Raw genomic sequence first — 21,356 nt, 5'->3', positions numbered from 1 at the left:
TTTCTTCTTGGTCTACGTGCCATAAAATACTCCATATATTGATGTTTATAACATCATTTGAGGAGCAGAATATCACTTATAGGAGTTGTTCAAATTTACGGATCCATCTCTTTGTTTGTAAGATGGTGAAATTTTCATCTTTTATAGCTTTTTTTGATGGTTTAATATGAATTATTTAATAAAGGGAAGTTTGTTTGCTGCTGTTTTTTCAGCTTCAGTTTTTTCTCAAGCAGCAATTTTTGGAACTTATAATGAAGAAGGTAATTTGTTTCGCAGTCATTTGAATAATCATTTATCTGAAGATTTAGCTGCTAAATTTAAAGATAAAGTAGATTCAAAAGACGGCGTACTATATTTACTGGAGCAGGCACGTTTATTACAAGTCAATCATCAGTATGAAGAAAGTTTGAATCATTATAAGCAGGCTTTTGAATTGCTAGATAAACAAAAAAGTCGTGCAAAAATTAGTCTGAGTCGGGTCGGATTTAAAGCACTTTCTATGGTGAGTAATGATTCGGTGGTGCCTTATTTGGTGCCACCTCATGAACAGGTATTGGCACATATTTCTCAAGCCAAAAATTATATTTTTCTAAAAAACCTTGAGGCTGCTGCTGTAGAAATGCGTGTTGCACAGGGTATTCAGCGTGAAATTGAACTGGCGCATCAGGCTGAGTTTGAAAAGAAAAAAGAGAAAAATACAAAAGCAAATGCATCTTCAAATGCCGCATTGCATGTTTTAGATGAGGCATTTGTTGGCTTAGATCCAATTGCGGGCAAGATTAAGAATACTTATCAAAATGCTTATGCTTTTTACATGGCTGCTAACTTGTGGGAAACCTTAGGCGAATATAACGATGCTTTGGTGGATTACAAAAAAGCTTATGAGTTACAGCCTGATGAGCAGATTGCTAAGGATGTAAAGCGTTTAGATCAATTGGTTGCAAAACAAAGTAATAGTAGTGTGCCTGTTATTGTATTTATTGAACAAGGTATCGTTCCACAGAAAGTTGAAAATAAGTTAGATATTCCGACTCCGGGCGGCATTATCAACATTGCTTTTGCAACTTATGAACCTAGCACTTATGTTGCACCTAAAAGCCTGAAAGTGAAGCTGAATAATCGAGTTTTGCAAGACAGTTATGTGATTAGTGATATTGGTGCATTGGCTGTCAAAGACTTAAAAGAAAAAGTCGTTGGAACTTTAACAACCCAAGTGATTCGTGCCACAGCCAAATATGCTGCTCAAAAAGAGCTTGGTAACCAATTTGGTGTTTTAGGGCAATTGGCAGGTAACGTGCTCAATATGGCAACCGAGCGAGCAGATTTACGAGCTTGGACAACTTTGCCAAGTAATACGCAAATTGCACGTCTGAACTTAACACCAGGGACACACAACTTACAGTTATCGTCAGGTAATTTGTCAAGCTCCTCTGTGAAGTTGGATGTAAAAGCCAATGAGACAGTATTTGTTTATGCACATCATGTGAATGACAAAATTACAGCAAGTGTAAGTAGTATTCCACGCCAATAATATTGAAGAGAACTTTATGAAAAATCAGTTAAAACTCGCATTACTCGCTCTTAGTGCTGCGGCGATGGTTGGATGTACAGCCCCTAATGCTTTGTCTACACAGACAGATGCAAATAACGAAGTAAGTATTCGCACCATTACCAATAACCCAGTCTTAACCACTGAGGTATTTGTTGAGCGTGTGGGAATGTCCATGGCAGGCGACTTAAAAAAGGCATCAATTGCCATTAAAAACCGCCGTTTCAATAACAAAGATTTTAGCTACAAAATCGTATGGGTCGATGCGCATGGGGCAGAAGTGAACCCTGAAGGTGCGATTTGGAAACCAATTCAGTTAACGGGTCGAGAGGTGAAGGGCGTGCAATCTTTAGCACCAAATCCATCGGCTGTAGATGTTGTTGTGTATTTAAAGAAATAAGTGAGATAGAGCAATGAATGCAAAGTTAATCATGGCTGTGGTAGCAACTTCTGTTTTGGCAACAGGTTGTGCAACAACGGGTAGTGCAGTGAGTTATGGTGATGCTCAGGCTGTAGAAACTTTAACGAAAGATTTTGGATCGACAGATCTACAAATGATTGCTGCAAAGATGGTGGATGATATGCTGACCTTCCCACCTGTGGTGCAAATGACGCAAACTCGTCGTCCAGTCATTGTACTTGATCGTATTCATAACAAGACACAAGAACATATCGATACAGAATCTATTACAGATACGATTCAGAACAAATTAATTAATTCAGGGAAGTTCCGTTTTGTAGATATGAAATCTGTCAATGCGATGGCGCAGCAACTTGCCTATCAAAAACAAAGCGGCATGGTCAATCAAGCGACTGCAGTGCGTACTGGTGGACATATCGGTGCTGAATATATGCTCAATGGCAATCTATCTAGTATTGTAAAAAATGCAGGTGGTAAGAGCGATGTGTATTACAAGTTCACATTTAAATTGCAGAACTTACAAACTGGCATTGTAGAGTGGACAGGCGAAAAAGAAATCCGTAAGGCAGCAAAGCGCTCAACTTTTGGTCTTTAATTTAATCTGAAAGCAACTGCGCTGTGATAAGCGCAGTTGCTGTTGAAGAATAGAACATGAAAAAAATATTATTTGCAGGCTTATTATCTGGATTATTGTGCAGTCCTGCTTTTGCTGCGATTAAAGAAGTGATTAAAGAGGCAACGGGTAGTGGTCCAACACAACACCAAGCTATTTCTGAAGCATTATTTATTGCAGTTCAATCGGTGAATGGTGCTTCGGTATCGTCACAAATGAATTATGAAGAAACAGTTTCTTTATCTGTAAATAATCAGGGCTGGACATATACGGGTAAAGTTTCACCTGTATTTAGTGTAGCCAATCAAGGTTCGGGTTCTGTCACCAAGTTTCAGGTCTTGAGTGTTTCTGGTGCTAAAAATAATTATCGCGCTAAAGTTCGCGCACATGTGGTGAAGTTTGAATCTACTGTACAAGATCAACACATGCGCCGTATTGCAGTCTTGCCATTTCAAATGGCAGAAAAAAATAACCGCTTAGCCAGCGGTGCTTCTGCTTCTGAGTTTAGTCAAGAATTATCAGATACTTTAGGTACTTATTTGGCACAGTCAGGGCAGTTAAGTGTTGTTGATCGTCATTACATAGATGAAATGCAATTTGAAAATGACTTCCTGTATTGGGATGGTGCACCGCATGAGTTAGCGCGTATTGGTCAAAAAGTAGGTGCTGATTATTTACTCGTGGGGCGTATTAACGATTTGTCAGTTGCTAGCGGTCAACAAATGTATGGGTTAAATGCTGGTGCAGAGCAGGTGCGTTTAACGTGGCGAGTGATTGAAGCGAATACCAGTAAGGTAGTTGCGGCAGGGACTTTTAATCGTACCTTATCGAACTTGATGACACAGAATCTTTTAAATAACAGTTTAAATGATAGTACTGCAGATAAGATTGCCCAAAGTTTAAATCCTGAAATTTTACAGGGTCTTAAACTACAACCTGTGCAATCTTCTAGCAGTCAATTTTATGATACCTCTCCAGGTTATGAAATGACACCTGGTTCAAGTGACCAACCTGTGAAATGGTAAATAATGATTAAGCTTGTTTTAGACCTAAATAAATCCCCCTGAAAATCAGGGGATTTATTTTTTAAGCCTGTTGAAACTTCAATTGGCGTAATTGTTTGGCGTGTTGCAAGGTAGTGTCATTAATTTCAACACCGCCTGTCATGCGTGCCAATTCTAAAATACGCGCATCTTCTTCTAATTCAACAATGGTACTGCTGGCAGGATCGGTCTGACGCTTTTTCACTAAAAGGTGTTGATCAGACTGTGCAGCTACTTGTGCTTGGTGGGTAATACATAAAATTTGAACGTGTTGCGCCAAACCTGCGAGCAAACGCCCTACAATTTCAGCAGTACCACCACTAATCCCGACATCAATTTCATCAAAAACCAAAACTTCAGCTTCGGTTTTTTCGGCATTCATGACTTGCATAACCAAGGCAATCCGCGATAATTCGCCACCAGAAGCCACACGTGCTAATGGCTGAGCAGGAATACCTTTGTTGGCAGTAAACAGTAGTTGAATAAAACTTAACCCCTCCGCAGAAACCTGCTCTAAAGGTTCAAACTTAAATTCAAAATGTGCCTCAGGCAGTGCCAACTGTTTGACTTGCTCGGTCAGTTGTTTGGCAAGTGGTGCGGCTGCTTCACGACGGATGTCATCTAAATGTTGTGCTTTGGCTAAAAAGTCCTGATGTGCCACTTCGACTTGTTCTGCCAAAGTTTCAGGGTCTTCAAGTTCATGTAAAGCAGTGAGCTCAGTTTGCCAAGTATCAAATTCTTGTTTTAATAATTCAGGTTGTGTGCGGTATTTACGCGCTAAACGATGAAAGACTTCTAATTTTTGATTCAGTTCTTCCATGCGTTCAGGGTCAAAGCTTTGACGATCAATAAACTGACGTAAATTGGCTGTCGCATCATCTAATTCACTTTGCGCATTTAACAATGAGTTATAAATTTCTGATAATTGTTCACTGCGTCCCGCATGAGATTCCAAGCGGCGAATAATCGAAGCAATTTCCTGAGTGATATTTTGCTCGGCTTCGTCTAAGGCATTTAAGCTATAACTGCAGTCCTGCATGATATGTTCATGATGGCTTAGGCGATCAAACTCTTGTTCAATCTCCTTATAATCGATTTGTACCAGTTCTTCGAGTTCTTCGAGTTGTAAGTTTAGAGTTTCGATGCGCTGCTTGCGAGTTGCCTGTGCATCCAGCGCCGCCTGATGCTGTCGGATATTTTTTTGCCAGGTACTATAAGCATCACGTACTGCTTGGGCAGGGGTATAAAAATTATAATAACGATCAAGCCAGTGCTTTGGATAAGGCGGTTCCAACAATTGTTGTTGGCTGTGCTGGCTATATAGCTGTACTAGCAAGCGTCCAATTTCTTTCAGCTCTGACAAACTGCTTGGGCGTCCATTAATCCATGCCTTGCTGCGTCCTGTGGCAAAAATTACCCGACGTAAATGGATTTCACCAGACTCATCATCTAATTCATGTTCTTTTAGCCATTGTGCTTCAGGGCTATTGTTCTGATAACTGAAACTCGCAGTCACATCGGCTTTATCTGAGCCAAAACGCACATAATTGGTATCGGTACGTTCACCTAAACAGGCAGAGAGTGCATCTAATAGTAAGGATTTACCGGCACCTGTTTCCCCTGTTAGAACGTTAAAACCTGTTTCAATATCCAGTGCTAAGTGGTCGGCAAGGGCAAAGTTAATCAGTGTTAAATGAGTCAGCATAAACGCATCCAAGCTGCGAAAAGTGTCAGTGAAAGAGAGTTAAGTTTTGGAAATGCCATAACAAGGCTGTTATTTTCGTCTGTTTAATTCTAGCTTAAATTGCAGCACAAACAACAAAAAATGTACCCGATAAGCATCCTATATAAAACGCAAGACTCGTTGACCATTTCATTTGATAGTCATCAAATTGCAGTATATTCGCTTAGGAAGTTTTTAGGTGCTGCCTGATCGGGTGAAACTTAAATGATACACATACTATTTGTGATCTGTTTCACATTCAGATTTAGCACTTTAGTGGGGAAGAATCTAGAGCAGAGTACTTTGCATGCCTCTGGCATTGGCTTAGACTGTGCTGTCAGCGTGTTGCATGCTGCGTATTGAAACATTGTTCAATTTACGCAAAGCCCACTGTAAACACAGATTGATTAGTTCTGAGGACAGAATTAAACTACATCAGTCAAAAATATAAAAACGCGTTACCTGGAGAATACGCATGTCAGCTCAGTTTGATCATGTATCTGTTGTAAAAAAGTCGAATGTCTATTTTGGTGGGCAATGCATCAGTCATACGGTGCAATTTGAAGACGGTACTAAAAAAACCTTAGGGGTAATTTTACCGACCGAACAAGCCTTGATTTTCGAAACGCATGTGCCTGAACGTATGGAAATTATTTCAGGTGAATGTCGTGTCAAAATTGCCGATAGCGAAGAAAGTGAATTATTCCGTGCTGGTCAGTCATTCTATGTGCCTGGCAATAGCCGTTTTAGCATTGAAACCGACGAAGTGCTTGATTACGTGTGTCACTTAGAAGGTTAATCAACTGATCAACAGGGTATTAACTGAGTTATCAATTTTTCCTGCTTGAACACTCAAAAGGTCGGAATTGAATCAAGAAATTTTCACCCGAATCGGTTAAACTAGATCTTATTGAAATCCTGTAAAGTCAGCTTTGCAGGATTTTTCGTTTTCGCTGGTTTATTGGTGCATTAATTAGAGGTCGTTCATGGCAAAACCTGAATATTATTATGGCGTTCACTCGGTGGAGTCATTATTGGAGCTTGAGCCAGAGCGCGTCTTAACTCTTTTTACCTTAAAAGGGCGTGATGATCAGCGTTTACAAAAAATTTTAGAACTTGCCGAACCATTTGGCATTAGTGTGCAAAAAGCCAGTCGTGACAGCTTGGAAAAACTGGCAGGTTTGCCTTTTCACCAAGGAGTGGTGGCTGCAGTGCGCCCACATCCAACCCTGAATGAAAAGGACTTGGATGCCTTGTTGCAGACTGATAGTAAGCCTTTACTTTTGGCGCTCGACCAAGTCACCGACCCGCATAATTTAGGTGCGTGTATCCGTACTGCCGCTGCGATGGGGGTTACTGCCGTGATTGTGCCGCGTGATCGTTCAGCAAGTTTGACCCCAACTGCACGCAAAGTAGCTGCAGGTGGTGCAGAAAAAGTCAAATTTATCCAAGTGACCAATTTGGCACGTACTTTGGCGCATTTGAAACAAGAGTTTAATGTGCGCGTGGTGGGTACGATGCTGGATGAAAAAGCTTTGCCAATTCAGCAATTTGACTTTACAGGCACAGCAGTATGCGTGGTGATGGGCGCAGAAGATACAGGTTTACGCCCAATTACCCAGTCACAATGTGATCAAACCGTATTTATTCCAATGGCAGGAAATCTGCAAAGTCTGAATGTCAGTGTTGCAACAGGCATGGCATTGTATGAAGCTTGCCGTCAGCGTCAGGCTTAATTGCTGATTTTGTATTTGCTATTCTATTGATGTTTTCAACACAGTGATTCGTCTGTCTCCGCAAAAGCAAGGTTATGCTTTGGTGCTTGTTACCATGTGTATTTGGGGTGGTTTTACCCTAACTGCTCGGCTGAATGCACAATGGCAGATCAGCGCTTGGGATATTACCGCCTTACGCTTCGCTTTGGCTTTTTGTATTTTAATGCCGATTCTCATCTGGAAAAGAGATACGGCATTTTTATGGAAAAAAGAGCCTTTTATTTTGGCAATGATTGGCGGAGTGGGCTATTGCCTGACTGCGTATAGCGCTTTTCATTATGTACCTGCTGCTCATGCTGCTATTTTTCTGAATGGTTGTATTCCTGTTTGTACCGCTATTGCGGCTTGGGTATTATTTCGAGTGCCTTTTGACCGACATACCTGGATCAGTATTGTAATTATGTTGACTGCCATTGCGGGTATGAGTGCGCTGATGTATCAAGAAACAGGTGTTGCCTTTGGACTTGGGGATGGACTGTTTTTTATCAGCGCTATTTGGTGGGGTGTGTTTACGGTTTTATTAAGACAATGGAAGCTTTCCGCTTGGCATGCTATGGCGGGTGTCGCAATTTGGTCGGCAATCGTCTATGTCCCGATTTACGTACTGTTTTTCCCGAAACAACTCAGCACACCTGAACCGATTCATTTATTGCTGCAAACTATTTTTCATGGAGTGTTTGTGGTGATCATCGCAACACTTAGCTATGTCGAGGCAATTAAGCGTTTGGGAGCATTCAAAACTGGCAGTATTGTGACCTTGGCGCCGTTTATCGCTGCGATTCTTGCTGTCCCTTTATTGGGTGAACCTTTGAGTTTAGCAATTTTATGTGGCTTGGTGGGTATGGGGATTGGTGCTTTGCAACCTTGGCGTTGGTGGGCTCGACCTGACAGCTTAAAAGCTCAACTTGAACAGCAAAAACAACAGTCAGATTAATTTGCTTACTGCATCGCTCGCTTTAAATACTGCTGATGCAATACTTCAAGTTTGCTATACAAATGATCTAAATGCCCATCATTTAGCACAATGTCATCGGCTAGGCGTTGTTTTTCAGCACGTGGCATTTGTGCTTGAATAATTTTATGAATTTGCTCAACCGTTTGACCATCACGTTGTGAAGCACGGTGAATTTGTAGGGCTTCAGTAGCATCAATCAATAATGTATGTCGGGTCAATTGATGTTGATTGGTTTCAAACAAGAGTGGTGAAACCAAAACCACATAGGGACTGTCGGCAGTATCTAATTGTTGAATAATCGATTCACGAATTGCAGGGTGGGTGATTTTTTCAAGTGCTTGTCGTGCACTTGGTTCTTTGAAAATGTGTTCACGTAAGGCACGACGATCTAGTTCGCCATTTTCAAGTAAAACCCAATCGCCAAAGTGTTGTTGAATTTGCTTTAAGGTAGGCTGTCCTTTTTCAACCACTTCACGTGCAACAACATCCGCATCGACCACAACAATGCCTTGGGTCTCGAACCACGCACTGGCTGCAGACTTGCCACTGCCAATTCCTCCTGTTAGACCCAAAACAAAACGCATGTGCTGTCCTTATTGTCCCAAATATACTTTCATGATTTGCTCGCCCCATAAAAAGGCAATCCAGCCCGCAATGGCGATATACGGACCAAATGCAAAGGGTTGGTTTTCTTTACGCACTTTTAACAGAATAATGCCAATAATAGCCCCAACTAAGGACGATAGCAGCACAATCAGGGGTAACATCATCGGCCCCATCCATGCACCTAAAGCGGCAAGGAGCTTGAAGTCACCATAGCCCATGCCTTCTTTGCCTGTGACGATTTTAAACAGGTAATACACCACCCATAGACATAGGAAGCCAATTACATAACCCCAAATTGCCGATGTCGGTGAGGTATAGGTGGCATAGCTGTTTACTGCCAAACCCAGTGCAGCCAAAGGCAGGGTGTAACGGTCTGGCAAGAGTTGTGTATCAAAATCAATGAAGGTGAGTGCAATCAAGGTATAAGTGAGCAGCAAACCAAACAGCATTTGTACAGTTGGGCCAAATACCGCAAGCACAATCAGGGCGCAAACAGCGGTTAATACTTCAATCATTGGATAACGTACGCTGATCAGGTTTTGGCAGTTGCCACATTTACCGCGTAATACCAACCAACTCAGCACAGGAATATTTTGATACCAACGAATTGGGTTGTGACATTTGGGGCAGGTCGATGCAGGTTTGCTCAGGGTGATTTTACTTTCATCAATAATGGCTTGTTCAGGATGTAATAACATTTGGCAGTCATTACGCCACTCCTGTTCCATCATTTTTGGGGTGCGGTAAATCACCACATTCAAAAAACTGCCAATACATAAACTAAAAAGTCCAACTGCGATATAGAGCGCAGTTGGATTTTGGATAAAGTACGCGATTAATTCTTGCATTAAACCACAGAACCCATTTGGAAGATTGGAAGGTACATGGCGACAACTAAACCACCCACTAAAATACCCAAGACAGACATAATCAACGGCTCCATCATTGAGGTTAAGCCATCTACTGCGTTGTCGACTTCGTTTTCATAGTGGGTTGCGACTTTATCTAGCATGGCATCTAGCGCACCTGATTCTTCACCAATGGCTACCATTTGCACTGCCATAGACGGGAATTTATTGGTGACACGCATGGCAAATTGTAGCTGCTGACCTGTTGCGACATCCTCACGGATTTTCATCACCGCTTCTTCATAGACCACGTTATTGGTTGCCCCTGCTGTGGATTCTAAAGCATCAATTAAGGGTACACCTGCAGCAAAAGTAGTGGCTAAAGTACGGCTATAACGTGCAATAATGGCTTTATAAACCAAGTCACCAAAAATAGGCGCTTTCAGTGCCGCTTTGTCTAAGAAGTCACGGAATTTTTTACTGCGTTTTTTAGCTTCCAAGAAACCTGCGATGATGACCCCAATCACAATAATCAGAATAAACCAGTATTTCTGCATCCATTGTGACATGTTCACCACCATTTTAGTGAAGGCAGGCAAGTCTGCACCAAAAGAGCTAAACAACTCTTCAAATACGGGTACGACTTTCACCATCAAAATAATGGTCACAATCACGGCTACCACAATGACCGTTGCAGGGTATTTCATGGCTTTTTTAATTTTTTGTTTGAGTAACTCACTCTTTTCTTTATAGATCGCGACACGATCTAGCATGGTTTCAAGGGCACCCGATTGTTCACCAGATTCAACCAAAGAGCAGAATAGGTTGTCAAAATATTGAGGATATTTACGCAATGCGCCAGCAAAGGTATTCCCGCCTTCCACTTCACCTTTAATGCCTAAAACCACTTCACGCATGGCGGGGTTTTCAAGACCTTCGGCAACAATCTCAAAGCTTTGCACCAAAGGCACACCTGCTTTCATCATGGTGGCAAGCTGACGCGTGAAAATGGTGATGTCTAAGGTCGACACCCGTTTTTTCATTAAGCCTTCAAGAATATTCTTTTTCTTTTGGCGAATCGTCTTGATGGTAATCCCTTGTTTACGTAATGTGACCTTTGCTAAAGCCATATTACGCGCTGGAATTTCCCCTTTTAACTTAGCCCCTTTGCGGTCAATCCCTTCATAAACGAAGGTGGGCATCATCTGTGCTTTTTTGACAGCCATGCGTATTTATCCTTATTTTAAATTTTACAACTATTCACTGGTCACACGATTGACTTCTTGCAATGAAGTCACCCCCTGCATGACCTTAAGTAACCCCGAACGACGCAGATTGTTAAACCCCGATTTTGCTGACGCATCAGCAATTTGGATGGCATTACCATCCTCCATAATAATTCTGGAAATTTCTGGTGTGACTTTCATCACTTCATAAACACCAACACGTCCTTTATAACCTTCACGGCATTCAGAACAGCCTACAGGTTGATAGACCTGAAATTCTGGATTGCTCAAATCGGCTTCAGTGAAGCCCATTTCCAATAAACTTTGTCTTGGAATGTCAGAAGGTGCTTTGCAATGCGGGCATAGGCGTCGTGCCAAACGCTGCGCAATGACGAGGTTCACCGAAGTTGCAATGTTAAAGGAGGGAACGCCCATATTGCGTAAACGCGTTAAAGTTTCTGGTGCACTGTTGGTGTGTAGGGTAGATAAAACCATGTGACCTGTTTGGGCTGCTTTAATTGCAATTTCTGCAGTTTCAAGGTCACGAATCTCACCCACCATGACAATATCAGGGTCTTGACGTAAGAAAGATTTCAGAGCGGCTGCGAAGGTTAGGCCCACTTTATTGTTAACGTTAACCTGATTGATACCTTCTAAGTTAATTTCCACTGGGTCTTCGGCGGTGGAAATGTTGGTATCTTCTCTGTTTAAGATATTTAAGCCTGTATATAGCGATACCGTTTTACCCGAACCCGTTGGACCTGTAATCAGTAACATGCCTTGCGGTTTCTCTAAAGCTTCCATGAACAATTCTTTTTGTTCTGGTTCATAACCCAAAGCGTCAATCCCAAGCATCGCACTAGATGGGTCAAGAATACGCAGTACAATTTTTTCACCGAACAAGGTTGGCAACGAGTTCACACGGAAGTCGATGGACTTGTTTTTAGATAGTTTTAATTTAATACGACCATCTTGCGGTACACGTTTTTCAGAAATATCCATTTGGGACATCACTTTTAAACGTGATGCCAAGCGGTTGGCTAACTGTAAGGGTGGTGTGGCAATTTGACGTAATACACCATCGACACGATAACGCACTCGATAGGTTTTTTCATACGGTTCAAAATGTAAGTCCGAAGCGCCCATGCGAATTGCATCAATCAGTAATTTGTTGATGTATTTAACAATTGGGGATTCATCACCCTGCGGTTCATCTTCTGCAGCTTGTTCTGGTTCGCTATTGCCATCTTCAAAGTTGAGATCGAAGTCATCATCTTCAAATTCAAAGCTAGATTCGTTGGCAAAGTTCTGTTCAATCAGTTTTACCAATTTGTCATGTTCAACTACAATGGCTTCAACATTCATTTTACTGTTGAAACGAATTGCATCCATTGCTTCGATATTGGTGGGGTTACTGGTCGCAACGTAAAGCAGGTGATTACGCTTAAAAATAGGCAGTAGACAATATTTGCTGAACAGTTTTTCATCGATGCCTTCACGCACAATCAAAGCGGAATCATAGACACTCAAGTCAAAAATAGGTTCACCAAACTCATTGGAAATTTTTTCAGCAATCAGCAGAGGTGAAATATTTAAGTTCTGAATGAGATAGGGAACAATATCTACTTTTTCTTTGTGAGCAGCCATAATGGCGGTTTGCATAGTCTCAGCAGAAACGAGCCCGTCTTCGACCAAACGTCGAATAAAACCTGTGAATTTAGGTGTAGCTTGTTGTACTGACATTCCCCAACGTCCTCAAAATCAAGATTGTTTATAATTGGTATCTTTAAAATTATACTTTTGTTGCACAAAAATACCATATCTGAAAGTGCTGTCACCACCTAAGTATCGCCTAAAAGCATGAACCAGTTACATTAATCTGCTAAAAAAATTGTAAGTCCTGCCATGAAAAGATACTTCATGCAGCAGTTTGATGCAAAGCTTGCACAAAAAACTCAGCAGAAATGTGATTTGCGTGTAGAATGTGCGCGATTAAATGAATTGTTTTTGCAGGTTATTCTATGTCGGCTACGACGTTTAAGCCTTGGGTGGTTGGCAATTGGAAGATGAATCCGATGCGTGCCGATGCTCAGCAACTTATTTCTGAATTTAAAAAATTATTACAAGACAGCCCTGTAGAGGCTGAAAAGTGTCATTTGGGGATTGCACCTGTCACTTTGGCTTTGACACAAACTCAAGCTGCTTTGAGTGAAGCAGTACGTCCTGTCTATACCGTTGCACAAGACCTGTCTCGTATTGCGGGTTTGGGTGCATATACGGGCGAAGTCAGTGCAGAATTGCTAAAAGACAGTCAAATTGATTATGTATTGGTTGGGCATTCAGAACGTCGTGAACTATTTGCAGACACACCAAGCATTTTGAATGAAAAAGTTAAAAATGCCTTGCAGGCTGGTTTGACTGTTATTTATTGTGTGGGGGAAAGTCTGCAACAACGTGAAAGTGGTCAGGCAGAGCAAGTTGTTTTGCAACAAATTTGTGATATTGCTGCCGTGGTTGACGCTGAGCAATGGCAACAGATTGTAATTGCCTATGAACCTATTTGGGCAATTGGCACAGGCAAGACAGCATCACCTGAAGATGCGCAAACCATGCATGCAAAAATTCGTGAAGGTTTAAGTCAAATCACCGCTTATGCTGTGACTCTACCGATTTTATATGGTGGTAGTGTAAAACCAGAAAATGCCGTAGAGTTAGCAGCCTGCCCAGACATTAATGGTGCTTTGGTCGGTGGTGCATCTTTAAATGCAGCATCGTTCCATCAAATTGCGCAAGCCTTTGCAAATACACAATAATGAGGAGTTCAGCATGCAAACATTTGTGCTGGTAGTACATATTATCTTAGCCATTTTAATGATTGGACTAATTTTGGTTCAGCATGGTAAAGGTGCAGATGCAGGCGCTTCTTTTGGTGGCGGTGGTGCGGCAACCGTATTTGGTGCGTCAGGCTCAGGCAACTTTTTAACGCGTTTAACTGCAATTTTGACAGCGTTGTTTTTTGCAACGAGTTTAACTTTAGCGGTGTTTGCCAAGAAACAAACCACAGGTGCATATAGTTTGCAGACTGTGCAAACGACTGCCCCTGCACAGCCAGTATCGCCTGAAACTTCACCAACTGCGCCTAAAAGCGCTGAATAATTTTATTTAGCACTTTCTTTTTTCGCATGATGCGACTAGAATGCGTCACAGCTGCGGTGGTGGTGGAATTGGTAGACACGCTACCTTGAGGTGGTAGTGCTTTCGGGCGTGGGGGTTCAAGTCCCCCCTTCCGCACCAACTTATAATCCAGAAAACATAAGTTGGTGTTAAGCAGCAAATCTGTTGATGCGGGATGGAGCAGTCTGGTAGCTCGTCGGGCTCATAACCCGAAGGTCGTTGGTTCAAATCCAGCTCCCGCTACCAATCAATCCTAAGCTTTTGGTAAATTAAGCGTGGGCGACTTAAATTTTTTTGGGTTGAGATAAGTATTTACATTTTGTTGCGGGATGGAGCAGTCTGGTAGCTCGTCGGGCTCATAACCCGAAGGTCGTTGGTTCAAATCCAGCTCCCGCTACCAAAATCTGACTAAGGTGCAACTTAAGTCAGGCAAATATGAGAAGTTTGATTGAAAACTTATTCATTTTTGTATATAATTTTTTGCACGTTGATGCGGGATGGAGCAGTCTGGTAGCTCGTCGGGCTCATAACCCGAAGGTCGTTGGTTCAAATCCAGCTCCCGCTACCAAGTTTCTAATGCTGTGGTACGTTAGTTTTAGTTGATTGAATTCAGCACAATAAACTAGCAAAGATGGTTAGATTTAGTCTAATCCCCACAGCCAAGTTTCTAAAGAGGCTCACAACTAGGTGGGCCTTTTTGCACAGTGGATATAGGTTTTACTGTGCAAGAATAGGGGCGATTACGCCCTTTTTTATTGGCTATCGTGTAGTGTCGATACAAGCCGTGCGCGGCCTAAAGTCAAAGTGTCATGTTTCACTACTACTATAGTTTGTATGAATGTGTAGTGGTCAAATAAGACCATTGAACCGCAGCAGAATGACGAGAGTAAATGAAGCTATCAAATAAAACTCAAGCACTTCAGGACTTAATTGCGCCAGCAGTGCAAGCATGTGATGTGGATCTTTGGGGAATCGAGTTTATTCCACAAGGTAAGCGTTCTTTGTTACGTATTTATATCGACAAAGCTGTCGATGAAAATGCAGAACCTGTCTTAAATGAAGATGGCGAATTAGAGCAAGGTCGTGGTATTGGTGTGCAAGATTGTGTACGTGTAACCCAGCAAGTTGGTGCAATGCTTGATGTGCATGATCCAATTTCAGGTGAATATGCACTTGAAGTGTCATCACCTGGTTGGGATCGTCCATTTTTCCAATTAGAGCAATTGCCTGCGTATATTGGGCATACTATTGCGTTACGTTTAATCAGTGCTGTAGAAAACCGTCGTAAATTTCAAGCGAAATTGGTTGCTGTAGATCTGGAAAATGAAACCATTCAGGTCGAAGTGGAAAAACAGCAGGTATTGGAGATTGACAGTCACAATATTGATAAAGCAAACCTGATTTACCAGGATTAACCAAATTAATAAGAATCTGAACGAATAGGTGACTTATGGCACGTGAAATTCTTACCGTCGTTGAAACGGTTAGTAACGAAAAAGGTGTAAGTCGTGAGGCAATTTTTGAGGCGCTTGAACAGGCTCTTGTTGCTGCGACGAAAAAGAAATTCTATGAAGGCACAAACTCAGAAGAAGCACGCTTACGTGTGGAAATTGATCGTAAAACAGGTGACTACAGAACTTTCCGTCAGTGGGAAGTGGTGGCAGATGAAGATCATGAAATGCCTGCATGCCAAGATGCAATTTCTGATGTAGACCCTGCACAATGGTCAATTGGTGATATTCGCGAACTTGAAGTTGAGTCAATTGACTTCGGTCGTATTGCTGCGCAAATTGCCAAGCAAGTGATTGTGCAAAAAATTCGTGAAGCAGAACGCGCGTTGGTTGCAGATGCTTATGAAGCTAAAGTAGGCGAGCTGATTTACGGTGAAGTGAAAAAGCAAACCAAAGATGGCTTTATTATTGATTTAGGCGACAATGCAGAAGCATATTTGGCGCGTGAAGAAATGATTGCCAAAGAAATTTTGCGTCCTAAGCAGCGTGTGAATGCAATTTTGTACAGTGTGAACCGTGAAGGTCGTGGTGCTCAATTGTTGTTGTCACGTGCTAAGCCTGAAATGCTGATTGCTTTGATGAAAAAAGAAATTCCAGAAATTTCTGAAGAAATCATCGAGATTAAAGCGGCAGCGCGTCAGCCTGGTGTACGTGCAAAAATTGCAGTAAAAACCAACGACCACCGTATTGACCCTGTAGGTGCATGTATTGGTATGCGTGGTACACGTATCCAAGCGGTACAGCAAGAGTTAAATGGTGAGCGTATTGATGTTGTGGTGTGGTCTGATGATCCTGCACAATATATCGCCAGTGCTTTAGAGCCAGCCGATGTATCGGGTATTGTGATCGATGAAGAAGAACGTACTGCTGATATTATTTTCGCCACTAGCGATCAGTTAGCGCGTGCCATTGGTTCACAAGGTCAAAACGTACGTTTAGCCTCTGAACTCACAGGTTACAAGCTGAACATGATGCTTGAAGAAGAGTATCACGCACGTCAGCAAAATGAAGCGCAACAATACTTGGACTTGTTTGTTTCACGTCTAGACATTGCTGAAGATTTGGCGATGGCATTGGTAGAAATGGGCTTCACTTCATTAGAAGAAATTGCGTATGTTCCTGCGGAAACATTTGACGAAATTGATTTAGATGAAGAACTTGTTGAAATGTTACAAAGTCGTGCCAAAGAAGTGGCTTTGGCAGATGCATTGCAACAGCAAGAAAATATCCAAGATCCGAGTGAAGAACTTCTAGCAATGGAAGGCATGACACAAGAGATCGCTTATGCGCTTGCCGCTCGTGGTGTCATTACAGTTGATGATTTAGCTGACCAAGCGACTGACGATATCGAAGATATTGAAGGTTTAGGTACAGAAAAAGCGGGTCAATTGATTATGAAAGCGCGCGAATCATGGTTTAACTAGGAGGTAATATATGACGGACAAGTCGATTAAAGAGTTAGCGCTCAGTGTAGGTCGTCCAGTTGAGAAACTCCTGGAACAGGTTCGTGACGCAGGTTTACCACAGCGTAATGCTGACGATATTATTTCCACGGAACAACAAAGTACCCTAGTGAACCATTTAAAAAAGGTTCACGGTCAAGAGGGTAAAGCAGGACAAATCACGTTGAAACGTAAAACCACCAGTACCGCTAAAGTGGCAAGTACTTCGGGCAAAGCGAAAACGATTAATGTACAAGTTCGCAAAAAGCATACATTTACAAAGCCTGATCCTGAACAGATTAAAGCGGAAGCACTGGCAAAAGCACAGGCAGAAGCAGCTGAAAAAGCGCAAGCAGAACAGCAAGCCCGTGCCGTGACAGAAAAGAGCAATGCAAAAGCAGATGCGCCTCAAGCAGGTGCTGTAAAAGCGAAACAAGCTTTAGATGCAATGCGTGCAGCAGCGAAGCAAGAAACAGCTAAGCAAGAAGTTGCGAAAGCTGCGGTTGTGGTGAAACGTAAGTCAACCAACAAGCCAATTGTGAAGCAAGCAGTAAAAGTCACTGAAACACCTGAGCAAAAGAAAGCGCGTGAAGCGCAAGCAGCTCAGTTGAAAGCGACTGAAGAAGCGGCACGTCGTAAAGCGGCTGAAGAAGCACAGCAACGTACGCTTGAGCAAATGCGTCAGATGGCATCTAAATACTCAAATGAAGATGCCACCGCGACTATTCGTGTTGTAGATGATTCTCCATTGGCGGCTGGTCTTGTGGGTCAGGCATATGAAGATTCATTTGCTAAAGAAGACCGCGAAATTAAGCGTGGTACCAGTACCACTAATACACGTTCACCGAAAAAAGGTGGTCGTCGTGGTCAGGAAGAGCAATCTTTCAGCCAAAATCCACATAAACGCGGTTTGAAAACGAGCCAAGCCAACAAGCACGGCTTTGAAAAACCAGTTAAAAAACAAGTGTATGATGTTGAAATTGGTGCAACGATTGTGGTTGCTGACTTGGCTGCAAAAATGGCAGTTAAAGTCCGTGAGGTGATTAAATCACTCATGAAAATGGGTGAGTTAGTTACACAAAATCAAGCGATTGAGCAAGAAGTTGCGGCACTTGTGGTTGAAGAAATGGGTCATAACCCAGTTTTAGTATCGGATACGCAAGCTGAAGATAACTTACTTGAAGCAGCTGAAGAGGCACGTGGTGTTCAAACAACACGTCCACCAGTGGTGACCATCATGGGTCACGTTGACCATGGTAAGACGTCGTTACTTGACCGTATTCGTCGTGCCAAAGTGGCTGCAGGCGAAGCGGGTGGTATTACCCAGCACATTGGTGCATACCACGTGCAAACCGAGAAAGGTATTATCACTTTCTTGGATACACCGGGACACGCAGCGTTTACCGCAATGCGTTCACGTGGTGCGAAAGCAACAGATATCGTGGTATTGGTAGTTGCTGCAGATGATGGTGTGATGCCACAAACTGCAGAAGCCATTGACCATGCGCGTGCAGCGGGTACGCCAATCATTGTTGCCATTAACAAAATGGACAAAGAGTCAGCTGATCCAGACCGCGTATTGAATGAATTGACCACTAAACAAATCGTACCTGAACAATGGGGCGGTGACGTACCTGTCGCAATGGTTTCAGCGCATTCAGGTCAAGGTATTGATGAACTTCTTGACTTAATTTCAATTCAAGCAGAAATGATGGAATTGAAAGCATCTGAAGAAGGTGCAGCGCAAGGTGTGGTGATTGAAGCGCGTGTAGATAAAGGTCGTGGTGCAGTGACTTCAATTCTGGTACAAAACGGTACTTTGAATGTAGGTGACTTGGTACTTGCAGGCTCATCTTATGGCCGCGTTCGTGCCATGACTGATGAAAACGGTAAGCGTATTAAATCTGCAGGCCCTTCAATTCCAGTTGAAATTTTAGGTTTACCTGAAGCGCCAATGGCGGGTGATGAAGTTCTTGTTGTAAATGACGAGAAGAAAGCACGTGAAGTTGCCGATGCGCGTATGGATCGTGAGCGTCAAAAACGTCTTGAGCGTCAAAGCGCGATGCGTCTTGAAAACATCATGGCATCTATGGGCAAAAAAGATGTTCCATTTGTCAATGTGGTCTTGAAGACAGATGTACGTGGTACTTTGGAAGCCTTGATTGTTGCCTTGGGCGAGTTGTCCACCGATGAAGTACGTGTACGTGTGATTGGTTCAGGCGTAGGTGCAATCACCGAGTCTGACGTTACGCTTGCAGAATCTTCAGAAGCTGTATTACTGGGCTTTAACGTACGTGCTGACAATACTGCGCGTCAAAAAGCCGATGCGGATGGCATTGACATTCGTTACTACAGTATCATCTATCAATTAATTGATGATGTGAAAGATGCAATGAGCGGTAAGCTTGCACCTGAACATCGTGAAACTATTTTGGGTGTTGCAGAAGTGCGTGAAGTGTTCCACTCGAGTAAGTTTGGGGCAGCCGCAGGTTGTATGGTACTTGAAGGCGTACTTCACCGTAACAAACCAATTCGCGTATTGCGTGATGATGTGGTGGTATTCCAAGGTGAGCTTGAGTCACTTCGTCGTTATAAAGAAGTGGTCGAAGAAGTTCGCGCAGGTATGGAATGTGGTCTTGCAGTGAAAGGCTATAAAGACATCAAACCACTTGATAAGATTGAAGTGTACGATGTTCAATTGATTAAACGGAGTCTTTAATGGCGGGTAGTCAACGTCTGAAGCGTATGGCGGATACAGTACAGCGCGAGCTGTCAGAACTGATTCGCCAAGAGCTGAAAGATCCACGCCTAGGTGGTCTGGTGACCATCTCTGCGGTGAAGGTGAGCCCAGACTTAGGATATGCCGAAGTGTACGTGACCGTCATGGGACGTGAATTAGGCGATGAGCAAAGCGAAGCGGCAAATAAAGAAACCTTGGATGTGTTGAATAAAGCATCGGGCTTCTTGCGCCATGAGTTAAGCCGTCGTATTAAGACACGTATTACCCCACGTTTGCGTTTTCACTACGATAAAACCAATGCCTACGGTAACTATATGTTTGGTTTGATTGCAGAAGCGGTAAAAGATTTACCTCCTGCAGCACCTAAGCAAGATGAAGAATAACTCAGTAATAAAAAATGCCACCTTCGGGTGGCATTTTTTTGTCTATCAGAATCAATGAATGTTTATCTATCATGTTTGAGCTTTTGCAATGTAAGCAAGATCATATGGGATACGATGCTTTTTTTTGCTCTACACCAAATCATCATTAGATTTTTTTTCGTAGCGACGTAAATTACGACGTTGGCGTTGCCACGGTAATGGACGATCTAAGGTTTCAGGCACATTACCACTCATCGAACGTAAACGTAAATGCAGTGCTGCCTGTGCCATTAAATTGGCAGAAACAGGTGCGGTAATAAATGCAAATAGGGTGATTAATACTTCTGGAAAGCCAAATCGTCCTTCAAATGCCGCATAAATAATGGCTGCAATTAAGAAACTTCCCAGTCCTAAAGTGCTGGATTTTGTAGGGGCATGCAGTCGCATAAATAAGTCGGGCAGGCGAACCATGCCGATGCCGCCCACTAACATGAAAAATGCGCCAATGATTAAAAAGAATGACACTAAAATTTCCATGAGTAATTGCATGTTCATTCTCCTTAATTAATGACATGACCACTGGTAAAATAACGCGCCAGTGCTGCAGTAGACACAAAGCCTAGCATCGCCACCAATAATGCACCTTCAAATAAGGAGGTGGTGCTCCAATAGATACCCAGAACTACCACCAAGCAGGTTGCATTTAAAAATAAGGTATCCAAGGCCAGCAGACGGTCCACAATAGAAGGGCCAATAATCAGACGGTATAAGCACAACAACATGGAAAGTGTAATCGCAACCATGCAGATTCCAAGTGCATAAGGCAGAATCATCATTGCTTTTCTCCTGACTGCGCATCAAAAATTTCAATCAGTGGTTTTTCATAACGATTTTTGATGTCTTGAATATCTACACTTTCATCTGTAGTGTTTAAGGCATGTACCAAAATATCACCACGATCTTGGTCAATACCAGCCGTGACCGTGCCTGGTGTGGTGGTAATGATCATCGCCAAAATACTGTTGACCTGTTCGTGCTGTGTTTCGAGAGGGACACGGAACCATTTTGGCTGCATGCGATCTGTCGGGCCAAGTACCAGTTTAGCCACACGAATATTAGAAATCATAATATCCCAGACCACCACAAAGAATAGGCGACTGGCTGCAGTCCAATTGATGTCTGGTGTACGCGTGATAAAGGGCTGGATCAATTTAGGAATTAGTAGTGCCAAAACCAGTGCCATCAACAGATTTCCTGCAGAAACACTATGCGCCAACATCAGCCAACTCAGTGCCACCAATACAGATACAAATGGATGGGGCAGCAGGTTGTCCCAAAACGAAGTTTTCGATGTCGTTTTTTGCATGT

21 protein-coding genes and 4 tRNA genes are annotated in these 21,356 nt (G+C 42.6%); 17 read left to right on the top strand and 8 right to left on the bottom strand.

Annotated elements, in window-relative coordinates:
- Positions 1–166: 166 nt before the first annotated feature.
- Genes L6C30_RS08610 through L6C30_RS08595 form a run of 4 tightly spaced genes read left to right on the top strand, consistent with a single transcriptional unit; the run spans position 167 to position 3,608 of the window.
- The gene (locus tag L6C30_RS08610) at positions 167–1,531 is read left to right on the top strand and encodes a COG3014 family protein (protein ID WP_026438322.1); all 1,365 of its coding nucleotides are present in this window, start codon (positions 167–169) and stop codon (positions 1,529–1,531) included.
- A gap of 16 nt (positions 1,532–1,547) precedes the next feature.
- Positions 1,548–1,949, top strand: coding sequence for a DUF1425 domain-containing protein (locus L6C30_RS08605; protein WP_019836090.1), 402 nt, complete (start codon positions 1,548–1,550; stop codon positions 1,947–1,949).
- A 13-nt stretch (positions 1,950–1,962) separates the two neighbouring features.
- Positions 1,963–2,565: a penicillin-binding protein activator LpoB gene (gene lpoB / locus L6C30_RS08600; RefSeq protein WP_004975849.1), complete on the top strand. Its 603-nt coding sequence runs from the start codon at positions 1,963–1,965 to the stop codon at positions 2,563–2,565.
- Positions 2,566–2,621: 56 nt separating this feature from the next.
- Positions 2,622–3,608 (top strand): CsgG/HfaB family protein, encoded by a 987-nt coding sequence (locus L6C30_RS08595; RefSeq protein WP_236162871.1) that lies wholly within the window; start codon positions 2,622–2,624, stop codon positions 3,606–3,608.
- Between the two features lie 61 nt (positions 3,609–3,669).
- On the opposite strand, the gene recN is transcribed toward L6C30_RS08595, so the two are convergent.
- Positions 3,670–5,331: a DNA repair protein RecN gene (gene recN, locus L6C30_RS08590; protein WP_178318337.1), complete on the bottom strand. Its 1,662-nt coding sequence runs from the start codon at positions 5,329–5,331 to the stop codon at positions 3,670–3,672.
- 493 nt (positions 5,332–5,824) lie between these two features.
- Here recN and L6C30_RS08585 point away from each other — a divergent pair, with 493 nt between their 5' ends.
- The 3 genes from L6C30_RS08585 to L6C30_RS08575 all read left to right on the top strand — a co-directional run bounded on the left by L6C30_RS08585 (position 5,825) and on the right by L6C30_RS08575 (position 8,058).
- Positions 5,825–6,148 carry a pyrimidine/purine nucleoside phosphorylase gene (locus tag L6C30_RS08585; protein ID WP_019836086.1) on the top strand — a complete coding sequence of 108 codons (324 nt, stop codon included), beginning with the start codon at positions 5,825–5,827 and terminating at the stop codon, positions 6,146–6,148.
- Positions 6,149–6,335: 187 nt separating this feature from the next.
- On the top strand, positions 6,336–7,085 hold the full coding sequence (gene rlmB, locus L6C30_RS08580) for a 23S rRNA (guanosine(2251)-2'-O)-methyltransferase RlmB (RefSeq protein WP_178318338.1): 750 nt from the start codon (positions 6,336–6,338) through the stop codon (positions 7,083–7,085).
- Between the two features lie 52 nt (positions 7,086–7,137).
- Entirely contained in the window at positions 7,138–8,058 is a 921-nt protein-coding gene (locus L6C30_RS08575) for a DMT family transporter (RefSeq protein ID WP_178318356.1), read from the top strand.
- Positions 8,059–8,063: 5 nt separating this feature from the next.
- Here L6C30_RS08575 and coaE read toward each other — a convergent pair whose 3' ends face one another.
- Genes coaE through pilB form a run of 4 tightly spaced genes read right to left on the bottom strand, consistent with a single transcriptional unit; the run spans position 8,064 to position 12,502 of the window.
- Positions 8,064–8,663, bottom strand: coding sequence for a dephospho-CoA kinase (coaE, locus tag L6C30_RS08570; RefSeq protein WP_004975860.1), 600 nt, complete (start codon positions 8,661–8,663; stop codon positions 8,064–8,066).
- Positions 8,664–8,672: 9 nt separating this feature from the next.
- Positions 8,673–9,533 (bottom strand): A24 family peptidase, encoded by an 861-nt coding sequence (locus L6C30_RS14915; protein WP_268920009.1) that lies wholly within the window; start codon positions 9,531–9,533, stop codon positions 8,673–8,675.
- On the bottom strand, positions 9,533–10,759 hold the full coding sequence (locus L6C30_RS08555) for a type II secretion system F family protein (protein ID WP_019836082.1): 1,227 nt from the start codon (positions 10,757–10,759) through the stop codon (positions 9,533–9,535). Before L6C30_RS08555 ends, L6C30_RS14915 begins: the two co-directional genes overlap by 1 nt.
- 30 nt (positions 10,760–10,789) lie before the next feature.
- Entirely contained in the window at positions 10,790–12,502 is a 1,713-nt protein-coding gene (gene pilB / locus L6C30_RS08550) for a type IV-A pilus assembly ATPase PilB (protein WP_070154366.1), read from the bottom strand.
- 278 nt (positions 12,503–12,780) lie between these two features.
- On the opposite strand from pilB, the gene tpiA reads away from it, so the two are divergent.
- From tpiA to L6C30_RS08500, 10 genes are all read left to right on the top strand, one after another.
- Complete coding sequence (tpiA, locus tag L6C30_RS08545; protein ID WP_236162872.1) at positions 12,781–13,572, top strand: triose-phosphate isomerase; 792 nt, start codon at positions 12,781–12,783, stop codon at positions 13,570–13,572.
- Positions 13,573–13,585: 13 nt separating this feature from the next.
- The gene (secG, locus tag L6C30_RS08540) at positions 13,586–13,915 is read left to right on the top strand and encodes a preprotein translocase subunit SecG (RefSeq protein WP_004975868.1); all 330 of its coding nucleotides are present in this window, start codon (positions 13,586–13,588) and stop codon (positions 13,913–13,915) included.
- 53 nt (positions 13,916–13,968) lie between these two features.
- Positions 13,969–14,053 (top strand) — tRNA-Leu (locus L6C30_RS08535).
- Between the two features lie 49 nt (positions 14,054–14,102).
- Positions 14,103–14,179: transfer RNA gene (locus tag L6C30_RS08530), tRNA-Met, on the top strand.
- Between the two features lie 77 nt (positions 14,180–14,256).
- A tRNA-Met gene (locus tag L6C30_RS08525) sits at positions 14,257–14,333 on the top strand.
- A 91-nt stretch (positions 14,334–14,424) separates the two neighbouring features.
- Positions 14,425–14,501, top strand: a tRNA-Met gene (locus L6C30_RS08520).
- 322 nt (positions 14,502–14,823) lie between these two features.
- Positions 14,824–15,348, top strand: coding sequence for a ribosome maturation factor RimP (rimP, locus tag L6C30_RS08515; RefSeq protein WP_019836080.1), 525 nt, complete (start codon positions 14,824–14,826; stop codon positions 15,346–15,348).
- A gap of 35 nt (positions 15,349–15,383) precedes the next feature.
- Positions 15,384–16,868 (top strand): transcription termination factor NusA, encoded by a 1,485-nt coding sequence (gene nusA, locus L6C30_RS08510; protein WP_019836079.1) that lies wholly within the window; start codon positions 15,384–15,386, stop codon positions 16,866–16,868.
- Positions 16,869–16,878: 10 nt separating this feature from the next.
- Complete coding sequence (gene infB / locus L6C30_RS08505; protein ID WP_019836078.1) at positions 16,879–19,605, top strand: translation initiation factor IF-2; 2,727 nt, start codon at positions 16,879–16,881, stop codon at positions 19,603–19,605.
- A complete protein-coding gene (locus tag L6C30_RS08500) occupies positions 19,605–20,009 on the top strand; it encodes a ribosome-binding factor A (RefSeq protein WP_019836077.1) in 405 nt (134 codons plus the stop codon). Before infB ends, L6C30_RS08500 begins: the two co-directional genes overlap by 1 nt.
- Positions 20,010–20,138: 129 nt before the next feature.
- Here L6C30_RS08500 and L6C30_RS08495 read toward each other — a convergent pair whose 3' ends face one another.
- The 3 genes from L6C30_RS08495 to L6C30_RS08485 are packed head-to-tail and all read right to left on the bottom strand — an operon-like array spanning position 20,139 to position 21,354.
- Positions 20,139–20,537: a Na+/H+ antiporter subunit G gene (locus L6C30_RS08495; protein WP_151835689.1), complete on the bottom strand. Its 399-nt coding sequence runs from the start codon at positions 20,535–20,537 to the stop codon at positions 20,139–20,141.
- Between the two features lie 11 nt (positions 20,538–20,548).
- Positions 20,549–20,824 carry a monovalent cation/H+ antiporter subunit F gene (locus tag L6C30_RS08490; protein WP_151835688.1) on the bottom strand — a complete coding sequence of 92 codons (276 nt, stop codon included), beginning with the start codon at positions 20,822–20,824 and terminating at the stop codon, positions 20,549–20,551.
- Complete coding sequence (locus L6C30_RS08485; protein ID WP_151835687.1) at positions 20,821–21,354, bottom strand: Na+/H+ antiporter subunit E; 534 nt, start codon at positions 21,352–21,354, stop codon at positions 20,821–20,823. Before L6C30_RS08485 ends, L6C30_RS08490 begins: the two co-directional genes overlap by 4 nt.
- Positions 21,355–21,356 lie beyond the last annotated feature (2 nt).

Origin of the sequence: Acinetobacter sp. KAM396 (genome assembly GCF_021602765.1) — a bacterium.
GTDB classification, from domain to species: domain Bacteria; phylum Pseudomonadota; class Gammaproteobacteria; order Pseudomonadales; family Moraxellaceae; genus Acinetobacter; species Acinetobacter towneri_A.
This window is presented reverse-complemented; position numbering and strand designations above follow the sequence as displayed.

What these genes read in the sequence shown, in the direction of transcription:
- L6C30_RS08595 (WP_236162871.1), top strand. Translation starts at nt 2,622, where the DNA reads ATGAAAAAAATATTATTTGCAGGCTTATTATCTGGATTATTGTGCAGT.
- L6C30_RS08500 (WP_019836077.1), top strand. Translation starts at nt 19,605, where the DNA reads ATGGCGGGTAGTCAACGTCTGAAGCGTATGGCGGATACAGTACAGCGC.
- L6C30_RS08495 (WP_151835689.1), bottom strand. Translation starts at nt 20,537, where the DNA reads ATGCAATTACTCATGGAAATTTTAGTGTCATTCTTTTTAATCATTGGC.
- rlmB (WP_178318338.1), top strand. Translation starts at nt 6,336, where the DNA reads ATGGCAAAACCTGAATATTATTATGGCGTTCACTCGGTGGAGTCATTA.
- L6C30_RS08605 (WP_019836090.1), top strand. Translation starts at nt 1,548, where the DNA reads ATGAAAAATCAGTTAAAACTCGCATTACTCGCTCTTAGTGCTGCGGCG.
- tpiA (WP_236162872.1), top strand. Translation starts at nt 12,781, where the DNA reads ATGTCGGCTACGACGTTTAAGCCTTGGGTGGTTGGCAATTGGAAGATG.
- L6C30_RS14915 (WP_268920009.1), bottom strand. Translation starts at nt 9,533, where the DNA reads ATGCAAGAATTAATCGCGTACTTTATCCAAAATCCAACTGCGCTCTAT.
- nusA (WP_019836079.1), top strand. Translation starts at nt 15,384, where the DNA reads ATGGCACGTGAAATTCTTACCGTCGTTGAAACGGTTAGTAACGAAAAA.
- L6C30_RS08610 (WP_026438322.1), top strand. Translation starts at nt 167, where the DNA reads ATGAATTATTTAATAAAGGGAAGTTTGTTTGCTGCTGTTTTTTCAGCT.
- rimP (WP_019836080.1), top strand. Translation starts at nt 14,824, where the DNA reads ATGAAGCTATCAAATAAAACTCAAGCACTTCAGGACTTAATTGCGCCA.
- L6C30_RS08555 (WP_019836082.1), bottom strand. Translation starts at nt 10,759, where the DNA reads ATGGCTGTCAAAAAAGCACAGATGATGCCCACCTTCGTTTATGAAGGG.
- infB (WP_019836078.1), top strand. Translation starts at nt 16,879, where the DNA reads ATGACGGACAAGTCGATTAAAGAGTTAGCGCTCAGTGTAGGTCGTCCA.
- coaE (WP_004975860.1), bottom strand. Translation starts at nt 8,663, where the DNA reads ATGCGTTTTGTTTTGGGTCTAACAGGAGGAATTGGCAGTGGCAAGTCT.
- secG (WP_004975868.1), top strand. Translation starts at nt 13,586, where the DNA reads ATGCAAACATTTGTGCTGGTAGTACATATTATCTTAGCCATTTTAATG.
- L6C30_RS08490 (WP_151835688.1), bottom strand. Translation starts at nt 20,824, where the DNA reads ATGATGATTCTGCCTTATGCACTTGGAATCTGCATGGTTGCGATTACA.
- lpoB (WP_004975849.1), top strand. Translation starts at nt 1,963, where the DNA reads ATGAATGCAAAGTTAATCATGGCTGTGGTAGCAACTTCTGTTTTGGCA.
- recN (WP_178318337.1), bottom strand. Translation starts at nt 5,331, where the DNA reads ATGCTGACTCATTTAACACTGATTAACTTTGCCCTTGCCGACCACTTA.
- L6C30_RS08585 (WP_019836086.1), top strand. Translation starts at nt 5,825, where the DNA reads ATGTCAGCTCAGTTTGATCATGTATCTGTTGTAAAAAAGTCGAATGTC.
- pilB (WP_070154366.1), bottom strand. Translation starts at nt 12,502, where the DNA reads ATGTCAGTACAACAAGCTACACCTAAATTCACAGGTTTTATTCGACGT.
- L6C30_RS08485 (WP_151835687.1), bottom strand. Translation starts at nt 21,354, where the DNA reads ATGCAAAAAACGACATCGAAAACTTCGTTTTGGGACAACCTGCTGCCC.